This is a genomic window from Streptomyces sp. CNZ301 (assembly GCF_004217425.1).
In genome coordinates, this window is the sequence record NZ_SHLG01000001.1 from 4,166,901 (window position 1) to 4,191,104 (window position 24,204).

17 protein-coding genes, 1 tRNA gene and 2 pseudogenes are annotated in these 24,204 nt (G+C 68.3%); 11 read left to right on the top strand and 9 right to left on the bottom strand.

Annotated features, from left to right (window positions below; genetic code table 11):
* Positions 1–99 precede the first annotated feature (99 nt).
* The 4 genes from EV375_RS18010 to EV375_RS29750 form a co-directional block, all read right to left on the bottom strand.
* Entirely contained in the window at positions 100–2,418 is a 2,319-nt protein-coding gene (locus EV375_RS18010; RefSeq protein WP_130300338.1) for a type I restriction-modification system subunit M/S, read from the bottom strand.
* A gap of 876 nt (positions 2,419–3,294) precedes the next feature.
* Positions 3,295–3,660, bottom strand: a complete 366-nt coding sequence (locus EV375_RS18015; protein WP_130300339.1) for a hypothetical protein — start codon at positions 3,658–3,660, stop codon at positions 3,295–3,297.
* A gap of 11 nt (positions 3,661–3,671) precedes the next feature.
* Positions 3,672–3,836, bottom strand: a complete 165-nt coding sequence (locus EV375_RS29745) for a hypothetical protein (RefSeq protein ID WP_486588554.1) — start codon at positions 3,834–3,836, stop codon at positions 3,672–3,674.
* Between the two features lie 382 nt (positions 3,837–4,218).
* A complete protein-coding gene (locus EV375_RS29750; protein WP_486588555.1) occupies positions 4,219–4,932 on the bottom strand; it encodes a helix-turn-helix domain-containing protein in 714 nt (237 codons plus the stop codon).
* A 157-nt stretch (positions 4,933–5,089) separates the two neighbouring features.
* Here EV375_RS29750 and EV375_RS18025 point away from each other — a divergent pair, with 157 nt between their 5' ends.
* The 6 genes and pseudogenes from EV375_RS18025 (at position 5,090) to EV375_RS18045 (ending at position 12,570) form a co-directional block, all read left to right on the top strand.
* A complete protein-coding gene (locus tag EV375_RS18025; RefSeq protein ID WP_130300340.1) occupies positions 5,090–5,512 on the top strand; it encodes a hypothetical protein in 423 nt (140 codons plus the stop codon).
* 600 nt (positions 5,513–6,112) lie between these two features.
* Positions 6,113–6,241: a hypothetical protein gene (locus tag EV375_RS29755; protein WP_486588556.1), complete on the top strand. Its 129-nt coding sequence runs from the start codon at positions 6,113–6,115 to the stop codon at positions 6,239–6,241.
* A 185-nt stretch (positions 6,242–6,426) separates the two neighbouring features.
* Complete coding sequence (locus tag EV375_RS18030; protein WP_486588557.1) at positions 6,427–7,347, top strand: methyltransferase domain-containing protein; 921 nt, start codon at positions 6,427–6,429, stop codon at positions 7,345–7,347.
* A 354-nt stretch (positions 7,348–7,701) separates the two neighbouring features.
* Complete coding sequence (locus tag EV375_RS18035; protein WP_130300341.1) at positions 7,702–8,787, top strand: hypothetical protein; 1,086 nt, start codon at positions 7,702–7,704, stop codon at positions 8,785–8,787.
* Positions 8,788–8,925: 138 nt separating this feature from the next.
* Positions 8,926–10,081: pseudogene (locus tag EV375_RS18040) on the top strand (IS30 family transposase).
* A 662-nt stretch (positions 10,082–10,743) separates the two neighbouring features.
* Entirely contained in the window at positions 10,744–12,570 is a 1,827-nt protein-coding gene (locus EV375_RS18045; RefSeq protein WP_486588746.1) for an IS481 family transposase, read from the top strand.
* A 126-nt stretch (positions 12,571–12,696) separates the two neighbouring features.
* Here EV375_RS18045 and EV375_RS18050 read toward each other — a convergent pair.
* Positions 12,697–13,221 (bottom strand): annotated as a pseudogene (locus EV375_RS18050) (IS481 family transposase); the annotation flags it as partial.
* A gap of 159 nt (positions 13,222–13,380) precedes the next feature.
* On the opposite strand from EV375_RS18050, the gene EV375_RS18055 reads away from it, so the two are divergent.
* Entirely contained in the window at positions 13,381–14,586 is a 1,206-nt protein-coding gene (locus EV375_RS18055; protein WP_486588749.1) for an IS256 family transposase, read from the top strand.
* Between the two features lie 702 nt (positions 14,587–15,288).
* Here the strand turns inward: EV375_RS18055 and EV375_RS18060 are convergent.
* Positions 15,289–15,375 (bottom strand) — tRNA-Ser (locus tag EV375_RS18060).
* Positions 15,376–15,431: 56 nt separating this feature from the next.
* The gene (locus EV375_RS18065) at positions 15,432–17,000 is read right to left on the bottom strand and encodes a trypsin-like peptidase domain-containing protein (protein ID WP_130300343.1); all 1,569 of its coding nucleotides are present in this window, start codon (positions 16,998–17,000) and stop codon (positions 15,432–15,434) included.
* A 206-nt stretch (positions 17,001–17,206) separates the two neighbouring features.
* On the opposite strand from EV375_RS18065, the gene EV375_RS18070 reads away from it, so the two are divergent.
* From EV375_RS18070 to EV375_RS18080, 3 genes are all read left to right on the top strand, one after another.
* A complete protein-coding gene (locus tag EV375_RS18070) occupies positions 17,207–18,025 on the top strand; it encodes a glycerophosphodiester phosphodiesterase family protein (protein WP_130300344.1) in 819 nt (272 codons plus the stop codon).
* A gap of 229 nt (positions 18,026–18,254) precedes the next feature.
* On the top strand, positions 18,255–18,791 hold the full coding sequence (locus tag EV375_RS18075) for an ATP-binding protein (RefSeq protein ID WP_130300345.1): 537 nt from the start codon (positions 18,255–18,257) through the stop codon (positions 18,789–18,791).
* A 465-nt stretch (positions 18,792–19,256) separates the two neighbouring features.
* Positions 19,257–20,228 carry a DUF5926 family protein gene (locus EV375_RS18080; RefSeq protein ID WP_130300346.1) on the top strand — a complete coding sequence of 324 codons (972 nt, stop codon included), beginning with the start codon at positions 19,257–19,259 and terminating at the stop codon, positions 20,226–20,228.
* A gap of 241 nt (positions 20,229–20,469) precedes the next feature.
* Here the strand turns inward: EV375_RS18080 and EV375_RS18085 are convergent, their stop codons facing one another.
* Together EV375_RS18085 and EV375_RS18090 are read right to left on the bottom strand one after the other, a co-directional pair.
* Positions 20,470–21,075: a hypothetical protein gene (locus tag EV375_RS18085; protein ID WP_486588558.1), complete on the bottom strand. Its 606-nt coding sequence runs from the start codon at positions 21,073–21,075 to the stop codon at positions 20,470–20,472.
* 216 nt (positions 21,076–21,291) lie between these two features.
* Positions 21,292–22,086: a bifunctional DNA primase/polymerase gene (locus EV375_RS18090; protein ID WP_130300347.1), complete on the bottom strand. Its 795-nt coding sequence runs from the start codon at positions 22,084–22,086 to the stop codon at positions 21,292–21,294.
* Between the two features lie 613 nt (positions 22,087–22,699).
* Between EV375_RS18090 and EV375_RS18095 the strand changes: the two genes are divergently transcribed.
* Positions 22,700–24,193, top strand: a complete 1,494-nt coding sequence (locus EV375_RS18095; RefSeq protein ID WP_486588559.1) for a PP2C family protein-serine/threonine phosphatase — start codon at positions 22,700–22,702, stop codon at positions 24,191–24,193.
* Positions 24,194–24,204: the final 11 nt, after the last annotated feature.

Below are 24,204 nucleotides of genomic sequence, written 5' to 3' on the forward strand. Positions count from 1 at the left end.
GGCAGCCACGTACGGGAGACGGGCGGCGGAGGCTCAGCGTCGGAAGTCACGGCAGGTATCCCTTCATCGGATTGTGAAGCGGGCGGGGTGTGGGCGCGGTCAGTTGGCACGCGCCGGCGCTCCCATTAGGAACTCAGCAAGGGTTTCGCGACTGGCGGAGACGGTGTCCGCGAACCGGCGGTGTGCGGCGGCCTGTTCTTCAAGGGCGGCAAGCTGCTCGGCGATACGTCGCTGATCTTTGAGGGGCGGAAGGAGGACTGGCTGGTGGCCGAGTGCGGCGGCGCTGATGGTCGGCGCTGCGGTGGCCGCCGCCCTGTCGACTACCCAGGTCACGGCTTCGGGCCGCCTGAGGTAGTACGCCAAGTACTCCGGATCCACTGGTGCTTCCTCCAGCGGCCGCAGGCGCAGCAGGTTGGTGCTCATCAGCCAGCCAGCTTGCCCCTCGCTCACCAGCGCCGGCTGTCCGATCGCTCCGGTCCGGACACACACGAGGTCACCGGGCTCGAGACGGAAGTTGTGCAGACGCGTTGCCAACTCCTCGTGAACACCGAGGTCGCCGGGATGTTCTATGTGTCCGTCATGGAGATGCTTGGGGAAGACCAGGGGCACCGGGCCCTCTGGCGTGCGTCGCCGCGTGGGTAGCCGGGTATACGAGGGGCCCGCCTGGATCTCACACAGTTGCGATAGCGCCACCCACCCCCCGGCGCGTCCGAGAAGATCAGGATGGCCCTGCTCAACGATGGAGACGGCCGCGTCCGCGGACTCCAGCTCCCCTTTGGCCCGCTGCATGTCTTGCCATGCCCCGGTGAAGGCCTTCATCACTGCCACGGGGTCGTCCTGCGGTGCGCCGAGGTGGTCCAGGGGACTGAGCGAGCAGCCGCGCTCCCGGAGCGTCCGCCGAGAAGCGTGCGTGAACGGCACGCTGGCGTTTGGCGCGGTCGCTCCTCCGGGATCAGCAGCGCGGTAGGCGTCGAGGATGGCGCGAACATCCTCCTCGTTGAGGACACGCTTGCTTCCACGCATGGTGCCCAGACTGCGGGCGTCCACGAAGCGCACTGCCTCGCACGGGGTGTCCGGGTGGCCGAGGAGCCACACCGACACCGGCACCGAAGTGGAGGAGAAGAGACGGTCAGGCAGCGCGATGACACCTTGCACGACGCCCCGGTCGACCATGGCGCTGCGGATCTTGGTCTCTGCGGCGTTTGCCGAGTTACCGGCCTTGACTGGCATCACTACCGCGGCGGTTCCTCCTTCCTCCAGCGATACGAGCGCATGCTGGACCCAGGCGAAATTGTCATTGCCGACCGGCGGGGCCCCATAGGGCCACGTGCCCGCCCGTTGTTCCGCGTCGGCTGAGTCGCTCATGTTGAACGGGGGATTGCACAGCACCCACGTGAAACGGCGGGGGGAGGTTGTCTTGGCATTCCAAGGCGCACCTCGGGTGAGCTGCACGATGGAGCGAGCCCCGTGGAGGGCCAAGTTCATGCTGGCCAACCGCGCGGTGTCATGGGCATTGCTGAACCCGCTGACCTGGATCCCCTCCGCCCCATGGACGTTCACGGCCCCTATCAGGAGCTCGCCGCCCCGCGCGTACGGGTCATAGACCGAGCCGCCGTACCTTTCCCCACGGGCGAGCTCAGCCATGACGCGCGCCACGCCGCGCGGAGTGAAGAACTCTTCGCTCCTCAGGCGTGCGCGCATCTCGTACTCGTCAAGAATGAACCGGAATGCGCCCCGGCCCAGCTCCCCCACCTGCCGCACCACATTCTGAAGATCCTGGTACTTGCGCGGCTCCAGCCGCACCAGCGTCTCCTGCATGCCTGGCCGAGCTCCAAGGCGTTTCAGGCGCTCGTCCACAACCGAACCGATATGCAACAGCAGCTTGCCGGCCCCGTCCGCTCCGGTGCTCCCCTGAGCCTGCCAGAGCACCTCATCCCACTCCTCACGCCCAGCAAGCCGCAGGAAGTGCAAGGAGAGCAGAAGGTTCATGTAGTCGACGACCGAGCCGGCCCCCCGTACCCGGTCTGCCAGTGCCCCCATCAACTCCTGGACACGAGCACGGTCGAGGGCATCTCGCCGGTCGGAACGGAACTGGGACTCGGCAGTAACCGGTGCGGCAGGCACGGCAGCGTCAACAGCGCGGGAAGCTCCGCCGCGGAGGAGCGCCTGGCGCACGCGGTAACCGAAGGTGGCCTCCTCAGGCTCCGTCGCTTTCCGGTGCTGCTGGGGGATACGGCGGGCATCCAACCACGTCAGGACCGCGGCCTGACGGAAGAGCTCTTCGCCCCCGGCCCGCTCCGGAACAGGAAAGTCGGGGGCACGCCCCCAGGCTGTGACAGTCGGCCTGCGGACCTCGGCTAGACGCGCGATCTCCGCTCTGGTGATGAGCGGGTCGGCGGGCGGCGTACGACTCGGCATCTCTCAACTCCCTCGCAGAATGGCTCGGTTGAGCCCTTCTCATGCGCAGGACAATAGAGGTGCACAGGGGTCACGACAAAGTGCGCACTGCCAATGCGCATCTAACCCCTTCGAACCGTTAACCAGGAACACGGATGCTCCGCATTGCCCATCATGCCTGTGTTCATGGGGTTCGATGAGTGAGTCATCGCCGATGGAGACCCCTTGTACAGCCTAATAGGCTTGTCCAATTCTCTCGGAAGTACGCCCAACAGCGTGATCAATTGCGATGGGTTCAGGAGTCAGCGTGATCTTCGATGCGGGACGGGTGTTGCCCAGGCTGGCTGTGGGCGAATCCGGACTAGGGCCGCTCCGCAGCGGGCAACAGGGATCGACTGGTTGGGGTGCCCCGTGGAGGCGCGTGGATCAGAAGCCATGGGCTATCTGTTCGCAAACGAGAGGCGAAACGGCTCCGGGAGCCTTCCAGCACAGCAGCGAAGTACTGCAATCTCATCAACCGGTGAGATTCCGTAGCACACCCCGGCGGTCGCTGCATAGCGAGAATGACCCTCACCGGACCCACCTTGATAGAGCTACCGATCAGGTGGACGCGTGCCACACCCGTGCCCCATCCACCGGGAAGTCACAGGACCACGATCACCGTCGGGCACCACCCACGACAACGGCCCCCGACCAACTTCCCCGGTCGGGGGCCGAGTTGCCTGCTCTCAGCGCGGAGGCGGTGGGATTCGAACCCACGGTGAGGGATCACCTCACGACGGTTTTCAAGAAGGCTGTGGGTCTGATGCCTTTCATGCCTCTGACCTGGTGCTAACGCCTACGCTGCTCTGGCCCATGAGGCTCGTGGTCCAGAGTGGGTCCACTGGCGCCCGAGCGCTACGCCACGGAGTCTTCGATTGTCTCGAAGACGTCAGAGTCCGTCTCCTTCTGCCAGTCCGGTAGGTCTGGCCAGTCGGCAACGTAGGCGGGCTTGGGGTCCCCGAAGTGCTTGTACATCTGGGCCGTCCAACTGATGGCGACGAAGCGGCCCTTCTGCTCGCGGGACAGCCGAGACGCGCTGCCATCGCTCAGGGCAAGCAACTGGCGCACCTGCTCGTATACGGCTTGGGCCGCCTGGCGTTCCCATTCGGGGGTCTCGTCCCACGGCGTCACGTAGCCGGGCTTTGGCTCACCAGGGAAGTGCTTCCGCACGCCGGCGATCCACGCCTCCCGGAACACTCGCGCGCCATCGGTCTGGGACATGCCAGCTCCTTTCAATGGGTCGTGCTCAGCGCGGCGATCTCGTTGCTCAGCTCAGCCACTCGACCATTGCGGCTGACGGGGCCGAGATCGTCTCGTAGCTTCTGGAGTCTACGGGCGACGTATCCGGAGGCGGACTCGCGAGCCAGTTTCACTGCCTCGTACCCATACGTGATCACTTGGTCCGGGTCTTGTCGTTTGGCACCGATCGCTGCCAGGTCGGTCAGGACTGCCCCGCGTCGGCGGTAGGAATGCCCTTGGGCCAGGGCCCCTTGGTTCAAGGCGTCGGTGAGGGCGCGCTCTGCAAGATCCAGTCGGCCGAGCTGTACGTAGCGGGCACCGCGCTCCTCCGCCAGGCGGGAACCGTCGAACCGGAGCCAACCGCCGTTGTGGGCCGAGCTGTCCAGGTGGGCTACTTCTTCGGCCTTGTTGAGTGAGCGCTCGCAGGAGTCCAGATCGTGGAGACCTGCATACGCTTCGGCCTGAACTGAGGCGACCCAGTGGCGTGTTGAGAGCGCACTGTCTCCTCGCCGGGCGACACGCTCCGCTGCGGCCAGTGTGTCAGTAGCCCTCTTCGTACTGGCCGCCAGACATGTCCACGTACGCATGCCGGACCAATGCGCACGCCCAGAGATCGAAGGCGTCTGCATCCTTACTCGCGGAAGCTGCGACGGAGTATGAAGCTGCGGCATCTGTGTAGCGACCGCCATCGAAAGCCAGCTCCCCGGCAAGCTGGAAGAGGTCTCCTGCCGCGTTGCACATCGGCCCGGCTTGCGTGCTGGAGGCGGTGTGCAGTGTACGGCTCAGGGACGAGAGCTGTTCCCTTACGACCGGGTAGACCCTGCTTTTCGTGCGGGCAAGTTGGTAGACCTGCCACAGGTGTTCGTTCATCCGGAGAAAGTCCGTGGAGGCGCCCCGGCATGCTCCTTCGGCCAGTGCTCCGGCCTCTTCCGCAGGCAGGGCGACGAGAGTGCCCGTCACGGCGATAGCGCGAAGGAAGTTGCGTCGGATCATGTCGTCGATGCTCCCCGAGGCGCTGTCGTCGCTGAGCGGTGGGCCCGCGGCCCCCTGGGGGAATGGTTGTGGCTGCATCAACAGGGTGTCGAGCTCAGCAAGAGTGACGTGCAGCACTCCGGCCAGCCTGCGCCGCAGAGGCGGCTGAATCTCTGAATCCCCCCGCTCCCAACGGCCCACGGTGCGCCGATCGACGCCCACCGCATGCGCCAGTTCCTCTTGGCTGTAGCCCCGAGCTTTCCGCGCCTTTGCAAGGCCCATGCAGACCACCTTCCCCGTCGCACCTGCCCCTGCCCAGTCCACATGTCCCAACAATGTCCCAAGCCTGCCCCACGGATGACGTGGTTCGCGCCAGCTCCAGACGGTTCCATGGCTGTTGTCACCGACAGAACGGGGCCTGCAAGTGAGAGGTGCGGCCATGGAGATGCAGAGAGCCAGAAAGAGCGACACTTCTTCGCACATGTCGATCCGGGTGTACGCCCTCGAACCGGCGCTGTTGGATGCGGGTGGATACTGCGATTTCGTGCGCATACCCGCGTACCTCGGTGACCGCGTCCTGGCCGAACTCGCCGACGAATGCGGCGCAGTGATCCGCGACCCGTACGCGCATCTCTTGTATTGGCTGATCCGGCCCGGTGCCGCCGACGACTGGACGTTTCCTGGCGAGGCGCACGTGCGCATTCTCGGCAAAGGTAGTTCCGTCCTTGTGCCGCCGGTGCACTGCGAGCGTTCGGCCGCCGTCTTCTGGGTGCGGCCCGTCGTCGGTGGCCGTGTGCTGACGCGATCGAAGCGGCTGCACGCCGTGATGCGGGCCGTGATCGGTGAGGCGGTGCCGCAGTGAGGGCCGTGAGCGGCGCGTGGCAGAGGGATCTGCGTCTCGCGATCGACGACCAGGTGAGTGCGAACAACGCGGAGAGAGAGCGCCGTGGGTCGCGCAATCGGTAGATGGGCCGGCCCGCTAACGGGACTCATGTTGGCGGGGAGCACTGCCGTGGTCGTTGTGATCTTGTTGTGGCCGCAAGTCGTGCCATGGCCGTAAGCCCCCGACTCCGCACCGGATGCGTGCCGTACTGGGTGATCTCCCGGTACGGAGTCGGGTTTCCAAGAAGATGCGAACGAGGAGTTCTGAATGTCGTGTCTCCAGTTCCAGGCTGCGGAGGAACGATGGCGCAAACCCCCGATGGGCGCCGGATTGAGTGCACCACCTGTGGGCCGGTGACGACTGCTGAGGGGTTGCGCCCGATGGCGAATGCGCCGAGGCACCGCGGCCAACCGATGAAGCGCATTCCCGCTGGCAGTGGCGTGCTCTACAAGTGTCTGCGCTGCCACCGCACCAAGACGGGCCGGAAGTGACGGCCGATCAAGCTCCCGCCCCGGGACTTGTGGGGACATGTCCCCGGGGCGGGTTCAACAGGGCACCATCAACACGAGGGAGGCAAGCATGATTACGTGCACGACTGCCGCAGATGGCGGCAAGCACGGAGGCGGCACGTCCGACAAGCCGTGGACCCCGCCGCCCGAGCCGCCGTCGCCCGACGGCAGCGGCCCCAAATACGCCGCCGGGGCCTGAACATGAACCTTGCCCAAGACCATCCCGGGCACACCGCGCTCGTCCGCCTCCTGGCCGGGCGCGGCCTCCTGGCCCCGGAGTGGCGCAAGGTATGGGAACAGGTGCCGCGCGAGCTGTTCATCCCGCCGCAGATCTGGCGGCAGGGGCCGGAGTGCTGCACCCCGGTACGGTACGAGGCTGAGCGCATGGCTCTGATCTACAGCGATCAGCCGGTGGTGACGCAGATCGACGACGGGCAGGAAGGCGGGCCCGGCGTCGCCACGTCGTCGAACAGCATGCCGTCGATGGTCGCCCGCATGCTCGATCTCCTCGACGTCCACGACGCTGACAGGGTGTTGGAGATCGGCACCGCTACCGGGTATGTGGCGGCGCTGCTGTGCGAACGCCTCGGCGACGAGCAGGTGTTCAGCATCGAGCTTGACCCGAGTCTGGCAGCCGAGGCGCAAGCGCATCTGGCGTTGGCGGGCTACGCGCCCACGCTGCTGTGTAGTGACGGCGAGCAGGGCTGGCCGGAGGCAGCACCGTACGACCGGTTGATTGCCACGTGCGGGCTGCGGCACATTCCGCTGACGCTGGTGAGCCAAGTTCGGCCAGGCGGCGTGCTCGTGGCGCCGATGGTCCGGGAATTCTGGTCCGGCGCCGTGGTGCAACTCAGGGTCCAGGACGACGGCACCGCCTCCGGGCACTTCCGCGGCGGCGCCTCATACATGCCGATGAAGTCGCACCGGGCCCCGGCTGCTGCTCCGGTGGATCAGGACTCGGCACGCGTAAGGGGGTCCGACCTCGACCCGCGCTCGCTGCTGACGCTCGGCTTCGCCCTGTATGGCGGGGCGCGGCTGCCGGATGTGAAACTCGTGCAGGGCGACGGCCAGGACGCCGTGCGTGTGTGGCTCATGGACCGGCACGGTTCCGGCGCTATCGCCGATGTGGGCGAGCCTGTTGTGCAGTACGGGCCCCGCGATCTGTGGTCCGAGGTGGAGGCGGCGCACGCGGAGTATGCCGACCTCGGCAAACCCGACCCGGAGGCTTTCGGACTGACGGTCAGCCCGCAGGGTGAACAGGTCTGGTTCGGCGCGCCGGACGCGGTGGTCCGGCCAGCCACGTAATACCGGCTCCGGTCGTCGCCCCTGGCAGCTCGGCGGCCGGAGTCTTCAGGCCCGGCTGTCCGTCCCTCCCCGTGGCGGACGGCCGGGCCATTCCCATATCAATCTCACCTGGCTGCCACTGTGATGCATGTACTCCGATAATCACAGAATTTACTTCCCATAAACGTGCGCCGTCCTCACACTCCTCATATCCAGTGATTCCTCCGTCTCTTCCAGGGCGAATCTGTCGGCGAACGACGTGACTCGGTACTGTTTCCTCCGGCCAGCATTGGCATCCGTTCCGCCCGAGCAAAGGATTTCCCTCCAGGAGGGCAAGTGCGCAATGTATTGGACAGACGCAGAGGTACGGGAACGGTGAGAAAGGCGAGCCGGTCGATTGCCATGCTCGCCTCAACAGTCATCGTGGCCGCCATCAGCGCCTCAGGCGCCGAGGCACAGGTCCTCCCTGACATCGCCTCCCCACAAACGTGTATCAGTGGCCAGAACGGTGAGGGCAACAAGTTCCAAGGAATCCAGCACAACGACTGCCACCAAACCTCGACAAACGGGATCACCGGAAAATTCTTTGCTCCTCAAACGTGTGTCAGCGGCCAGAACGGTCAGGGCAACAAGTTCCAAGGAATCCAGCACAACGACTGCCACCAAACCTCGACGAGCGGACCACCGACACCACCACCACCGCCGCCCGAGCCCGAGAGCATCTACAACTCGATCCCGGACGAACTGCCCGGGAATGTAGGCTCCCTTGCCTACGAGGCGACCAGAACCAGCGAATTCGGCGATGAAGTGGAGTTCGACTCCGGCACCAACCGTGACCTGAACTCGATGGAAGTCGTGCTGTCGAGCAATGCGTGCCAGACCGGCAGCGGCAACGACACAACCTGCACGACCACACCGGGCGCCACGTTCAACCACCCCATCACGATGAACATCTACGCGGTGAACGACTCCGGCACCGAACCGGCGCCGGGCGCCCTGCTGGCCACCAAGACCGAGAACAGCAGCATCCCTTTCCGTCCCTCGGCGGACACCACGAACTGCGGCAACACCGGCCGGTGGTTCGACGCGGCCAGCAGCACCTGCTTCCGTGGCTTCGCACACCGGCTCAAATTCGACTTCGGAGACAGCATCTCCCTGCCGGACAAGGTCATCTGGACGGTGGCGTACAACACGACGAACGCCGGCGCCAATCCGATCGGTACCGGGGCAGCGTGCTACAGCACGCCGAACGGATGCCCCTACGACGCGCTGAACGTAGGAGCACAGACCTTCCCCGGAGCGCCGTTCGAAGGCATCGACGTCGACCCGGACGCGGTGTTCCTCAACTCGAACAACGGCTCGACCTACTGCGACGGCGGAGCCGGCGGCACCGGAACCCTGCGATTCGACTCGCCCTGCTGGACCGCCAACAAGCCCCTCGCCAAGATCGACGCCACATAGCAGAACCGGGGCATCCCGATCCTGCGTAGGTCAGCACCTGCAACCCGCGAACCTCGCGGCTGGCGACCTGATCCGGTCTCGTATCGAGGGAACTCACCCAGTTCTACAGCTCCTTGGTTCGCTTGGCAGGCGGACGACATGCAGAATGCGCGCTGGAGATATACCTCCCGCTCACGAGTCAGGCCCACGAGATGGACTTCGAGATCCGCAAGGACAGAAGTGGTGGGGCCGGCCGTCGACCTACGGCAGGCCGAAGCCACCGATCTCGGCCGGCTCCCCGGCTGCTGGCCCCTCCCGCTACCTCCGGGAAGCGGACCGCATCCACATCGCCGACCGGCTGCGGGAGAAGGCATCCGTCCGGCAGATCGCCGCTGAGCTGGGCCGCAGCCCCTCGACCATCAGCAGGGAGATACGCCGCAACGGCGCGCTCTGGCGAGGCAAGGACTGGGTCTATCGGCCTCACGCAGCCCATCGCCGGGCCGAACAGCGCCGCCCACGGCCCAAGTTCGGGAAGATCGCCCAGAACACCGAATTGCGGGAGTTCATCCAGCACCACCTGCACCTACGGTGGAGTCCGGAGCAGATCTGCCAGGCTCTGCGGGCCCGCTTTCCCCATCGGCCGGAGATGCACGTGGTCCACGAGACGGTCTACCAGGCCCTCTACGTCCAGGGGCGGGGAGAACTCCGCCGGGATCTGACCCGGGCCCTGCGTACCGGACGCGCCTGCCGCAAACCGCGACGCCAGGCTCAGCAGCGTCAGCCGCGGTTCCCCTCACCGATGGTCATGATCAGCGAACGCCCCGCCGAGGCCGCTGACCGTGCCGTTCCCGGTCACTGGGAGGGCGACCTGATCATCGGCAAGGACAGTCGCTCCGCCATAGGCACCCTGGTGGAGCGGGCCACCCGCTACGTGATGCTCGTGCACCTGCCGAACGGCCGGAACACCGAACTGGTCCGCGACGCGCTCGTGGAGACCGTGAAGACCCTGCCGGCCCACCTGAAGCGGTCCCTGACCTGGGACCAAGGCAGCGAGATGGGCCGCCATCACGAATTCACGCTCGCTACGGACATCCCCGTCTACTTCTGTGATCCGGCCAGCCCCTGGCAACGCGGCTCGAACGAGAACACCAACGGCCTGTTGCGGCAGTACTTCCCCAAAGGCACCGACCTCTCCCGTCACCCGCGCGAGCACCTGGACGCCGTGGCCACCGAACTCAACGGCCGCCCACGCAAAACACTCGGCTGGGAAACCCCAGCCGAGCGCCTCGCTAAGCTCCTGGCAACAGCCAGTTGATCAACTTGTGTTGCAACGACTCCTAGAATCCGCCAACTCACGGCCGGGGGCGCAATGCTGCGTATCGCAGGGCAGTTTCCTCCGAGCGTGGACACTCGGCCGGCCGGAGAGGGTTGGGCCGGTGTCCTGCCCGGGCTGGGGTCGGGCATGGCCAGGGGGCCGTACGCTGCGCTCGCGAATCGGGCTGGCTGCTGCCTGCCCGCGTTTTGGCCCGATTGGCCCCCTGGGCTTGCCCGACGCGGGTCCCGGTCCGGGGAGGTGGCTCAAGCCTCGTAGGCCGGCCCCAGCCATCTGGTCGCCCGGTGCCGTGTCGGCGGGTGGTTCGCGGCCTGGCCGCGATGTGTGCTGCCGCCGTGACGAGCACTCAGTGACGGTCCGGGGCGTTCAACTTCGGTGCGGTGCTGGCTGGTTGCTGGTATGGGCTTCGCGGCGCGAGCGGCGGGGGTGCCGCGAAGTGGGGCGGTAGACAGGAGCAAGCGGCGGCACCGCCGCCGCGCCGCGCGGCCCGCCTTCGGCGGGCCGCCTTGATCCAGTAGGGAAAGTTGTCACAGCACCAGGACCGGAGCTGTTGTCCTGTCCCGGTAGATGCTTGACGCTTCGGTCCCAGCTGATGGTTGACAGTGGCCGTGATCGGTCTTTCTGTGCGCGTCGTTGCGGCGCGTGTGGGGAGGCTGGGATTGGCGCTGGTGGAGTTGTCGGTCGTCGAGCAGAGATACCGGGCTGTCCTGGCCGTGCTGGCGGGCGCGACGGTGACGGAGGTTGCCGCTGGGCTGGGGGTGTCGCGGCAGACGGTCAGCGGCTGGAAGTCGCGTTATGCGGCCGCGGGGTTGGCGGGTTTGGTGGACCGCTCGCGCAAGCCGGTTTCGTGTCCGCATCAGGCTTCCGCGGAGGTGGAGGCGGCGGTGTGTGAGCTGCGGCGCAAGCATCCTCGGTGGGGCCCGGTGCGGATCGCTCATGTGCTGGAGCGGGCCGAAGCGGTGAGCCCGGCGCCGTCGCGGATGACGGTGTATCGGATCTTGCTGCGGCATGGGCTGGTGGAGCCGGGGGCTCGGCGACGGAAGCGGTCGGATTACAAGCGCTGGCAGCGGGATCGTCCGATGCAGTTGTGGCAGATGGACATCGTCGGCGGGGTGATGCTGGTCGACCCGCTCACGGGCGAGTTGTCCGAGGCGAAGGTCGTGACCGGTGTAGATGATCACTCCCGGTACTGCGTGATCGCGTGCGTGGTCGGGCGGGCGACAGGACGGGCGGTCTGCGCGGCCTTCGCTCGGGCATTGCAGAGGTTCGGAGTGCCCGAGGAGGTGCTGACGGACAACGGCAAGCAGTTCACCGACCGATTCGGGCAGGGCGGTGAGGTGCTCTTCGACCGGATCTGCCGGGAGAACGGGATTGCGCACCGGCTCACGCAGCCGGCGTCCCCGACCACAACGGGCAAGGTGGAGCGGTTCCATCAGACGCTGCGGCGTGAACTCCTCGATGACTGTGGCGTGTTCGAGAGCATCGAGTCAGCTCAGATGGCGCTGGATGCGTGGGTGGAGGAGTACAACACTCTCCGGCCGCATCAGGCGTTGGAGATGCAGTCTCCGGCAGACCGGTTCGCTTCGGTTCCCGAGCAGGAGCGGGGTGTCCTGGGAGTGCGGGTGCCGGGCGCGCTTGCACTGGCGCCGCAGCAGCAGTCTGCTCCTGTGATCCCGGATCCGGTGGAGGTGGTGGTGTCGGCGCCGGCCGATCCCCCGGAGACGGCGCCGTGGGAGCACGGTGGTCCCGTGGAGTTCGAGCGGGTGGTGCCTGCGAGCGGGAATCTGCAGGTGGCGGGCAAGCAGTTCTGGCTGGGGCCGGCCCGGTCGGGGCTGACGGTGACGTTCTGGGCCGACACCCAGGTGATCCATCTACTGATCGCCGGGGCGCGGATCAAGACGGTGCGTTCGCACTTGTCGGTGGCCGATCTGGGACAGCTGGCGGCCCGGGGCGGGCGTGCTGCGGGGCCGGCACCGCTTCCGGCTGAGGATGCGGTGGCTTTCGAGGTGGACCGGTTGGTCAACAACAGCGGAGTGGTGAGCCTGGGCGGGCATCAGGTGCTGGCGGCGGAGATTCTGGGTGGTCGGCAGCTGAGCGTGCGGATCGAGGGGGAGACGTTGTCGTTCTTCGATCCGTCCTCGCGGGAGCTGCTGCGGGTGCGGCCCAACCCGCTCAGTCCCGGGGAGGTCCAGCGGCTGCGGGGGCTTCGTCCGGCCGGTCCGCCGCCCCGGCCGCGAGTGGAGCCGGTGCGTGTACAGCGGCGGATCAGCAGCCAGGGCACGATCATGGTCTGCCGTCAGGTGGTCTCCCTGGGACGGACGTATGCAGGGCAGACCGTGACCGTCCATGTGTCGGAGTCCACGATCACTGTTGAGCTGGACGGCCAGGCCCGCGTGATCCGGCGCACCACCGACCTCCCCGTCCGCCACATCAAAGCGGACAAGCCCTACCAAGGCAGTGATGTTGTCTAGGCCCACCGTCAAGCATCACCCGGGATCAGAACGTCGCGCATCACCTGGGACTAGACACAGGACCGGAGCTGTCGAGTCTCAGGTGATGGTTGACGGTTCGGCGTCAGGTGATGCTTGACGTCTGTCCTAGACGATCTTGCGTCGTGTGTGTTCTCCGGAGTTGGTGACGACCACCTCCTTGGTGGTGACGCGGGGGACGGTGGTGATGAGGTCTTCGCCGTGGAAGACGCGGATGACGTCCTCGTCCAGGTGGGCGGTGACGATTCGGCGGGCGAAGGCCTTGCCCGCTTGGATGCGTTGTCCGGCGATGACGAACCCGCCTGCGCTGCTGACGGTGCGCTCGGCGATCTGCGGTGCCGGTGGCGGGATGACCGGCGGCGGGCCGCCGGGGCGGGCGCCTCTCAGGCGTGCGCATCGGGTGGCCGGCAGCGGGCAGGGCAGAGACGCCAGCAGGATTCGTTCGTTGTTGAGGACCTGCATGAGGGTGCCGTCCAGCCGCAGTGTGACCCGCTGGCCGGTGAATGCCCAGCCGATGTTGACCTTGTCGCCGCCCAGGCCGACGTAGCCGACCGGGTTGACGGTGCGGTCCACCTCCACCGCACCGCTGGTCTGGTCGACGGGGCCGGGTTCCTCCGGCCACGGTCCGGCAGGAACGGGTGTGTACAACGAACGGTGGAACTGCCGATCATGGAGTGACACCGGATGACTGATGTTGTGAAGAACGGGGCCGAGGCCGCCGAGGAGCCCGCCAAGCCGTCGGAGCCGGCGGCCGGAGCGGGTGCTGGGGTGGTGGATGAACAGCTGGTCGGGATGCTGGTCGACCGGGCTCGTGCTGAGGGGCTGCAGCTGACCGGTGAGGGCGGGCTGTTGCAGCAGCTGACCAAGCGGGTGCTGGAGTCCTCGCTCGAGGGTGAGATGACCGACCATCTCGGCTATGAGAAGCACGATGCGGCCGGGAAGAACGGAGGCAACTCCCGCAACGGGCGCCGGGCGAAGACGGTCACCACTGACGTCGGTCCCGTGGAGATCAGTGTGCCCCGCGATACCGACGGCAGTTTCGAGCCGGGCATCGTGCGCAAGCGGCAGCGTCGCCTGTCCGGGGTGGATGAGATGGTGCTGTCGCTGTCCGCGAAGGGCCTGACCCACGGGGAGATATCGGCCCACCTGGCCGAGGTCTACGGCGCCAGTGTGTCCCGGCAGACGATCTCCACCATCACCGACTCGGTGATCGACGGCATGTCAGAGTGGCAGAACCGGCCCTTGGACCCGGTCTACCCGGTGGTCTTCGTGGACGCCATCCACGTGAAGATCCGCGAAGGCCAGGTCGCCAACCGCCCCATCTACCTCGCCATGGGCGTCACCGTCGACGGGCACCGCGACATCCTCGGCATCTGGGCCGGCGACGGCGGCGAAGGCGCCAAATACTGGCTGCAGGTCTTCACCGAGATCAAAAACCGCGGCGTCGAGGACATCCTGATGCTCGTCTGCGACGGACTGAAGGGACTGCCGGACGCGGTGGAGACCGTCTGGCCGGCCACGATCGTACAGACCTGCATCATCCACCTCCTGCGCAACAGCTTCCGCTACGCCTCCCGCGCGGACTGGGACAAGATCTCCAAGACGCTCAGGCCCGTCTACACCGCACCGAGCGAGGAGGCCGCCACCGCACGGTTCGGCGAGTTCTCCGAAACCTGGGGGAGGAAGTACCCGGCGATCATCCGGTTGTGGAAGCACTCCTGGGCCGAGTTCGTGCCCTTCCTCGCCTTCGACGTGGAGATCCGCAAGGTCATCTGCTCGACCAACGCGATCGAGTCCGTCAACGCCCGCATCCGCAAGGCGGTGAGGGCTCGTGGGCACTTCCCCAACGAGCAGGCCGCGCTGAAGTGCGTCTACATGGCACTGATGTCTCAGGACCCCACCGGCAAGGGCCGCCGCCGCTGGACCATGCGCTGGAAAGCGCCGCTGAACGCTTTCGAAATCGCCTTCGAAGGCCGGCTCTCCGCAGCCCGCCGCTGACCAACCAACAACCACAGATCAACCGTTCGTTGGACACGCCCCACTGAGGCGAGCCTCTACGATCATGGCCCAGATCGGGCTATTGCGGGCAGGCGAGGAGCCAGCCCGATTCGCGGAAGCGTAAGGGCCATGATCTCTCGCCCCAAGCCAGCTCCACCCCAAAGCCGCTCCGCCGACCTCGACTTCACCTGCGACGCCCCACGTGACACGAGGTTTGCACACGCCGCTTGCGACTGGCCTAGGCAAGTGTATGGTTGAGGAAACACATCCTGGGATATCCCAGAGGCGGAATCGTGGGATTGCAGCCCACGACCCCGCCGATCGCAGGATTGAGTCCGGTCTGGTGACTAGCTGGGCCCTTGCCAGATGGATACGCCAAGGTGGGCCGTACTGAGCGCAATCAGTACATAGCTAGCCCAGCCCGGACCTTCTCTTTTTTTCTGTGTTTGCCGCGTGCCATGCCTCACCCCCTTCCACGGCACGGAAGTTGACCGGGTGATCGCGCATCATCGTACCCGGTAGCGACCACTGTTCGAGTACAAGCGGTTACTCTCATGTGGTCTCGGGAACGACGCCCGTGCCCCTCGCGTGCCCCATCCAGCGGGAAACAGCGGGGACTCACGGTCACCGACGGGCAGCACCCCACGACGACGGCCCCCGACCAACTTCCCTGGTCGGGGGCCGCTTTCACTGCTCAGCGAGCGGAGGCGGTGGGATTTGAACCCACGGAGACATCGCTGCCTCGACGGTTTTCAAGACCGTTCCCTTCGGCCGCTCGGGCACACCTCCCCGCGCCGCCCGTCATGGGTCGGCGCGGGGGTCAGCCTAGCGAATGGCCGGGGCCGTTACTGATCGCCCTTGCGGGAGCCGAGGGTCACCTCGGTCGTGGACTCCTTTCCGTCCCGCTTGTAGGTGATCTCGACCTTCTCGCCCGGGGTGTGCGTCCAGATCGTGCCGATCAGGGTGGGTCCGCTGTCGATCGTCGTGTCGTCGAGTTTGGTGATGACGTCGCCGGGCTTCAGGCCGGCCTTGTCGGCGGGGCCGCCCTTGGTGACCGCGCTCTGGCCGTTCTCGCCGCGGTCGGAGATGACCGCGCCGCCGCCCTTCTGGTCCATGGTGACCGTGGCGCCGATGACCGGGTAGACGGGCGTGCCGGTCTTGATCAGCTGCTGGGCGACCCGCTTGGCCTGGTTGACCGGGATGGCGAAGCCCAGGCCGATGCTGCCGGACTGGCCCTGGCCGAGTCCGCCGTCGCCGCCGCCGGCCGACTGGATGGCGGAGTTGACGCCGATGACCGCGCCCTGAGCGTTCAGCAGGGGGCCGCCGGAGTTGCCGGGGTTGATGGAGGCGTCGGTCTGCAGCGCGTTCATGTAGGAGGCGTTGCTGCCCTGGCCGTCGCTGGAGGCCACCGGGCGGTTCTTGGCGCTCACGATGCCCGTGGTCACGGTCCCGGAGAGGCCGAAGGGCGCACCGATGGCGATGGTGGCGTCGCCGACCTTCACCTCGTTGGACTTGCCGAGCGGCAGCGGTGAGAGCTTGCGGTCGTCGGCGTTCTTCAGCTTGATGACCGCGACGTCGTATCCCTGTGCCTTGCCGACGACCTCGGCCTCGTACTTCTTGCCGTCGGAGAACGTCGCCGAGAGGCCGCCCCCGTCGGCGGAGGAGGCCACGACGTGGTTGTTGGTGAGGATGTGGCCCTGCTTGTCGAAGACGAAGCCGGTGCCGGTGCCTTCCTCGCCGCCGCCCTTGGTCTCGATCGTCACGACGCTGGGGAGGGTTTTGCCGGCTATACCCGCGACGGACTTGGGGGAGCGGTTGAGTGCACTGGAGTCCGAGCCGGAGCTGATCGTCGTGGACGAGCCGTCCTGCTCGTTCGCAACCCACTGGCCGATGCCGCCGCCGATGCCGCCTGCGACGAGAGCACCGACGAGGATCGCTGTGACGAGCCCGGTCGAGACGCGCTTGCCGCCCGGAGGCGGCCCCGGCGGCGCCGGCGGGGCGCCCCAGGGGTACTGCGGTCCGCCGGCGCCCGGGCCGCCCGGGCCGGAGTCGCCCGCCCCGGCACCGCCGTACGGGGAATGGCCGGAAACGCCGCTGCCCCAGGGGCCGCCGGGGGGCTGGGCGCCCTGACCGTGGCCGCCGCCCGGTGTGCCCGCGTCGCCGAAGCCGGCCAGCGGCTGCGTCGGCTGCCCGGAGGGCGCGGGGGAGGCGGGAGGCGTCGGGGGTCCGGCGGGTGCGGACGGTGCAGGCGGAGTGGACTCGGATTTGCTCATGCTCTGCCCCTGACGGTCGGCGGCTTCGGGCTCGGTGGCGCCGGCAGCAGCTCGGTGCGCGTCTCTGTCCTGCACCGTGGGGGGCGTGGGTTCAGGCCCCGCCGCCGACGTGGCGGCAGCGCCCTCGTTCTCGGTGCTCACAGGTATCTCCTCATCAGCTACACGCCGTCGCAAGCCGGGACTGTCCGCATCCCGGCTTCCGTGTCCACAGGCTTTCCCATGGTGCGTCAGACGGGCGTAAGACGCCGCCCGGGCCGGGGAAGCCGTCCCTTACATGCAGACATTACGGGCACACCCTTGGCCAGAGCCCCCCGCGGCCGCCTCTGCCCGGGTGGCACGATAACCCGGTGAGCAATGACAGCAGCCCCGGGTCTCGACTCTCCCCCTCGCGCCCGGTCGCCGTCATCGCGCACCGTGGTGCGTCCGAGGCGGCTCCCGAGCACACGCTTGCCGCCTACCGCAAGGCGATCGAGGCCGGCGCGGACGCCCTGGAGTGCGATGTGCGGCTCACGGCCGACGGTCATCTCGTGTGCGTCCACGACCGCAGGATCAACCGCACCTCCAACGGAAAGGGCGCGGTCTCCGCTCTCGAGCTCGCCGATCTGGCCGCCCTCGACTTCGGCTCGTGGAAGAAGGAAGGTCCGGACGAGGACCCGTACGAGTCTCCGGACCAGGAGACCGGTGACCGTACCTCGGTGCTGACTCTTGAGCGTCTGCTCCAGCTCGTGGCCGAGGCGCCGCAGCCCGTCGGTCTCGCCGTCGAGACCAAACATCCCTCGCGTTGGGCCGGACATGTGGAGACCCGCCTGCTGCAGCTGCTGGAAAAGTACCGGGACGTCGTCCCGTCCGTGCGCGTCATGAGCTTCTCGGCGCGCTCGCTGCATCGCATAAGGGCCACCGCACCGCACATCCCGACCGTCTACCTCATGCAGTTGCTGCTGCCGCGGCACCGTGACGGACGGCTGCCGCCCGGCGTGGGGATCGCCGGGCCGAGCCTGCGCATCCTGCGAGCGCGCCCCGAGTACGTCGAGCGTGCCCACCGGCAGGGCAACGAGGTGCACGTGTGGACGGTGAACGAGCCCGAGGACGTCGAGCTGTGCGTGCGCCTCGGGGTGGACGCCGTGATCACGAACCGGCCACAGGAAGTGCTCTCCCAACTGCGCTGAGGCACCGAATTGTCGTCTTCGTGTTATGTGCGACACACACCGCACTCGGCGGCGGGTGCCCGGCCGGACTCAATTCGCCCTCATTCCATGCCTCTTACCTGCGGCGCACCGGTGCATTCCGCCTGTATTCGATCCCGCGAAATGCGTCAAGCAGCCTTGCGTGGCCGGTTTCCGCCAGACGTTCGGTGGGCATCCATCGAATTGGCGTGGGGCAAAGGAGGTCTCGGGGGTGGCGTTCGTTATGGCACAGAACGTGCCTGCTTCGTCGACGATGGCCGTGCCTCACGGTCCCGCCGGAGTGGGAGCCGCTCGGCGCAGGATGCGCGCCGATCTGCTTGCGAGCGGGGCGGCGGAGTCGGTCGTCGACGATGCGGTCCTTGTCCTCTCAGAACTGCTCAGCAACTCGTGCCGGCACGCGAGGCCGCTGAGTCACGACGATTCCGTACGGGCGAGCTGGAACCACGGCGGCGACGGCGAGTTGACGATTTCCGTCACCGACGGCGGTGGTCCCACCCGGCCTCTTCCCGCGACTCCTTCGGTCAGTGCCCGGGGCGGCCGCGGTCTCGCCATCATCGGCGCTCTCGCACGTGATTGGGGTGTGCGGGAGGAGCGGCACGAATTCGCGGGCGGAATGCGGCAGTCGGAGACCGAACCGTCGAGCGGGGTCACCGTGTGGGTGGTGCTGCCGGCGGGTTCCGGCGTCGGCCGGGGCCTGCTGGAGGAGAGCCTGGCGTTCGACATGGCGGCGGCCGACGAGGTGCGCTGACCGCGACGAGGCGCACCGGGTGCGACGTGCGACCCCTCCGTAGCGATCCCGGCCGTCCGGTCGATCCCGGCCGTCCGGCCGGTCCAGGCGGTCCCGGTGCGGCCTCGTGTCCCGACGGCGGCGCACACAGCACCGACACGCGGAACGCCTTACGCACCGGAGCCCACCGGCTAGGCTCGCGGCGAAAGTTGGCGCACGTCTCCCGCGCGTGCGGGCACCGGTCGCCCGCCACGGCCCCGCGGCCCGGGCACGGACCGGATGCGGACCCGACGCGAGCCGCAGCGAGCCGCGTGCGGAGCGAGAGCGCCGAAAGCACAGACCGAGCAGACCGAGCAGACGAACCGACCCGCAGACCGAGCACCGAGAACCGAGCAGACCGAGCAGCAAGGACACCGGCGCCGAAAGGTCCCCACCGGGCCCGAGGCGGCCCCACCCGACCACCGCAGACCTGGAGAACCGCACGCCATGGCCAAGAAGCGCCGCCCCCAGTCCAAGGCGACAGCACCGCAACTCGTCGACGGGGACGTGCCCGTCGTCGGTGCGCGCGAGCCCTGCCCCTGCGGTTCAGGGCGCCGCTACAAGGCGTGCCACGGGCGCGCCGCCTCGCACGCCGCCACGGAGCTGGTGCAGCGTCCCTTCGAAGGGCTGGCCGGCGAGGCCGACTGGGTCGCGCTGCGCGAGCTCGTGCCCGCGGCCACGGCGCAGCTCACGCTCAAGGGCGGCCTGCCTGAAGGGGTTCCGGCCGTGACGCTGGCGACGGTGCTGCCGATGGCGTGGCCCGCGCTCCGCCGGGACAACGGCGAGGTGCTGCTGGGTCTGCAGAACGACACCTCTTCCGGCGACATCAGCCGCGACCTGGCGGACACTCTCACCCGGGCCTTCGAGGCCGAGCCGGGCTCGCCCGTCGATGCGGGACGGGCCGCCCCGGACGGGCCGCGGCTTCAGGATCTGCTCGATCCCGAGGCCCCCTTCGCACCGGAGGTGCACAGCGGCTTCGAGTTCTGGCTGGGGGACGGCTCGGACAGCGCGGCGGGCGAGGTCGCCGCCTCCCTGGAGCGTGCCAATTCGGCCGCGATCCCGACGGCCCGGCTGTCGGTGGCGCAGGGCGCGTACTGGTGCGAGACGCCGGAGAAGAATCATCTGCGCTGGGTGATGACGCACCCGGAGGAGAAACTGCTCGACGCACTGGCACGTCTGCACGCGGCGGGTGCCTCCTCGCTGGGTGAGGACACGCGTCTCGTCGGCTCCTTCCGCGCGCACGGTCTGATGGTGCCCGTGTGGGACCTGCCGGGCAGCATGACCTCGGAGGACTGCGAGAAGCCGGCGGCCGGGTTCAGCGAGCGGCTGACGGAGGCGCTCTCCAGCGACGCGGCGCTGACCGCGGACGAGCGGCGCGCCCGCAGTGGTCTCATGAACCGGCAGATCACTCTGAGTTGACGGAGGCGACCGTTCCGCAATGAGGTCAGGGAGAAAGTGTGACGTGACACGCGTCACAACTGACTTATGAATGCGCATACCGGCAGGTAAATCGACGTCCGGATCTGCGCGATCGAATTTGCTAACGCCGGATCTCTTGTTACCTTTCTAGGAGCCCGGTCGCTGGTGCATCCCCCGTCGCCAGCGACCGGGTTCTTGCATGTGCGCTTCCGGCGCCGGTGCTCCCGCCTCCCCAACTCGCTCAGCCTGCAACGGGGTTGCTCGCCGAACGCAGCAGCAGCCGGTCCCCGTCGGCGGAGCCCGCCTCGCCGGTCGCGGCGTACGGACGGCCGCCCGCGCGGCTCCGTTCCCGAGGCGTCTCGCACACTCCGGGCCTCCCTCCGGCCGGCATGGCACAGCGGGCACTCAGTGCGCTCCCGTCGGGGCGCGTGAGCGTGAGAGCGGCACTCAGCGGCGAGCCGGTGGAGTTGCGGTAGTACGTCCGCGCCCACGTACGGCCGCCCTCCGACAGGACGCAGGTCTGCGCCGACAGCCTTTCCGGAGTGCTGAGTTCGGGACCGCACGACGCGGACGCCCGGCTCGTGGACTCCCCGGAAGCGGCCTCAACCCGACCTGGTCCGACAGCACGGACGTGGTGCCCCCTACGGCCCCCCAGCAGGGGCCCGCGCGGCGGGGACGCCGCCTGGGTGTGCTCTGCTGCCGCCGGGCCCGCCTCGTCCGGGCCGACGGCGGGCCCGGCGGTGGCCACCGCGACGGGCAGTACGCCGGCGAGCACGACCGCGCAGGCGAGTGCGATCAGGGAGAGGTGCGACGCAGGCGTACGGCACCGCAGCTGCTGCTGAAGCATGGGGGAAGGCTCACTGGCGGGAGAGGAGGGACCGGTGCCGGCCGGAGTGGGCAGGGAGCACCGGAGACGGTGAGGCGAACATATCGGGCGGAAGCGACCCGCTCCCCCGCGTGACCGTCCATTCCCCGTACGGCGTCTGCCAGTTCGTACCCGTACGAGTGAAGCGGACCGGCCGGCCGCACCGCGCTCCGGGGAGCGGGGCGGCCGGCGCCGGCCTCAATACGTAAGGCTCGTCCCGGAATCGGGTGCCGTGGCGCTCGCCTCGACGAGGACGTCGAGCACGCCCTCCATGCGGGGCAGAAACGGAACGGCGGTCGTGAGGCCGCCGCGCCGCGCGGCCCGCGAGCCGCGGAAGGTGCCCCGCCGGGCCGCCTTGCGGACTGCGCCGTCCCGGCCGTCCTTGCCCTCCGCCGCCACGGGCTCCCGCTCCCACCGCACCCGGCCCGCGCCCGTGTGGGACGGCGGCAGCGCGATGTAGCCGCCCTCGCCGTGGAACCGGAGCGAACTCGGCACCCAGTCATGGGCGTAGAGCCGCTCGCCCAGTTCCTCCAGGCCGTACGGCGCGACGAGAAGCGTGAAGCGCGTGGGCGTCGCCACGACCGGTCCGAGCCGCTGCCCGCGCCGGTCGAGCTCGGCGAGCGCGCGGGCGCCCGCGATCGCCGGCAGGCTCAGCGCGGAGGGCGCGCGGCCGCCGGTGGCCAGAATCAGCGGTGCCGCGGGCCTGTTGGTCCACCACCAGTGGATCATCCGCGGGTCCGTGGTCGCGGCGAGGAGCACGGGGTCGAAGGGGTGCGCACCGGGTACGACACAGTCGGCGTCGGGGCACGAGCAGACCGTGGTGAGCGGACGTTTGGAGTGGTGCGCACTGCCGGACGAGGAGGACGAAGCGGAGGAGGGAGGGGTAAGGGTCGCTCCGGGCAGTACGGGCCACTGCCAGTGAGTGGCACAGTGCAGCGCCGCATTGCGCAGCGAAGACCGGTTCATGCGTCGCCTTCCGAGGATCTCGCGCATATGCGCTCGTTCCTTTCCGTGAACGCCAACAGATCGTCCCGACAGAGATCGTTCAGCCCATCACAACACGTCACTCACTACTCACTGCGCGTAGGAAAACCGCGGTCATGCCGTAGTCCGAGCGTGAAACACGGCGGTGGGCGATGCGACGTCCGAGCTCGCGCGCCCTGCCGCCACCTGTGCTGGTGCCCTGGATAACGCTTGGTATTGCGCCTGTGCTGGCCGTGCTGGCTGTGCGTGTCGCCGACCGGAAAGGGGGAGGCCAACTGCCTCGTAAGACGTGCTGCTCCCTCACCGGGTTCCGTACCCGCGACAGCTGTGCCGATGCTCCGGCCTGCGCTTCCTCGGGGTCGTGGAAGCGAGCAGATGTGCGGGGCTGCTCCAGTCGACAGCAAATGCCGTCTCTCACAGGCGATTTTACGCCAACCTCGTGCAACCGCGGCCCGCCCCCCTTAAGTCAACAACGGCAAGCGGACACCATTCGTAGTGCAAGGACGATGCTGGACATCCTGTTATCGCTACGTGTACATCTTGTGCATTGCCAGCGGAGCAGCGTGACATGGGGGTTTGCGATGCAAAGCAGAGAGAGGAACCACTGCGGGAGAACGCACCCATGAGCGCCCCGCAGCGGTCGAAAGTGGCCGGATTCAAACCCGTGATCTCCCCGCCACAGCAAACTGCGCCCCCCGCATCGGACGCGTCGTCGGAGCAGCTCGCCGCCGTCCACGACCGCTTGGCCAGCTGGGTCACTGATCTGACGACTCTTCAGGAACTCGCGGAACGGCTCTCCGGCACCCCCACACTCGACGACGCACTGCGCGAGACTCTCCGCGCCGGAGCAACCCTCGTCGGGGCCCAGCGAGGGCTCGTCGCACTCGATTCCGTCGACAGCGAAAGCCCCGAACGCACCATCGGCCTCGGGCTCGGCCGCGCCGACATCGGAGAGCTGGAGACCGTGCCGCGCAGCTCGTCCTCCTACGCGCGGATCCTCGACGGCCTCCCGTCCCTCCCGGAACCGGCCGACGGCATCCGCGCACGCGACGCGGGCGCCCCCACCGACGACGACGGCGACCCCGTCCCCGACCGCGAGGGGAACAGGGGCTACCCCGAGATCACCCACCCCGACATCGCCACCGACGACACCCTCGACCCCCGTCACCGCGAGGTCGCCGCCCGCCTCGGCTACGCCGCCAGCTACGCGACCCGCATCGCCACCTCCGACGCCCCGCGCATCGGCGCCGCCGTCTGGCTGTACGACGAGCCCGCCGAACCGACCGCGCGCCAGCGCCATCTGCTCGGCCTCTACCTCCGCTGCGCCAGCGAGCAGATCGCCCGGCACCTCGAACTCGCCCGTACGCGCGCGGAACTGACCGCCCTGCGGGAAGGGCTGCTGCCCAGCAGGCTCCCGCGGGTTCCCGGCGTCGCGATGGCCGTCCGGCACTTGACCGGGCCGGGCGGCGGAGGCGACTGGTACGACGCGCTGCCGCTTCCCGAAGGGGCCCTCGGGCTCTCGGTCGGCGGCGTCACGGGCAGCGGCCCCGGCACGGTCGCGGCGATGGGGCGGCTGCGCGCCTCGCTCCGTGCGTACGCGGTGATGGAGGGAGAGGACCCGGTCGCCGTCCTCTCCGACCTGGAGCTGCTCCTGCGCCTGACGGAACCCGCCCGGTCCGCCACGGCGCTCTTCGCCTACGCCGAACCGTCGGTGCGCCGGATCCTGCTCGCCGGCGCCGGCCACTGCCCGCCGCTGATCGTCGGGCAGCACCGCACCGAATACGTCGAGACGACGCTCTCCGCGCCGCTGGGCATGCTGGCCTGCTGGGAGGCACCGAGCGTCGAGCTGTCGCTGTACGAAGGAGAAACGCTGCTGCTGTACAGCGACGGGCTGCTGCACCGCACCGGCGAGGAGATGGACCGGGCGTTCGCGCGGCTGCACTCCGCCGCAGCGTGCGCGCCTCCCGCCGCACGCTCCGACCCCGAGGCACTCGTCGACCACGTCCTGCGCACGGCCCTGCCGGCCGGCGGGACACCGGACTCCGGCGGCACCGCACAGCCGGGCGGGCCCGGCGGCGGGGCCGAGGACGTCGTCCTGCTCGCCGCACGCTTCTGAGACAACGCCCA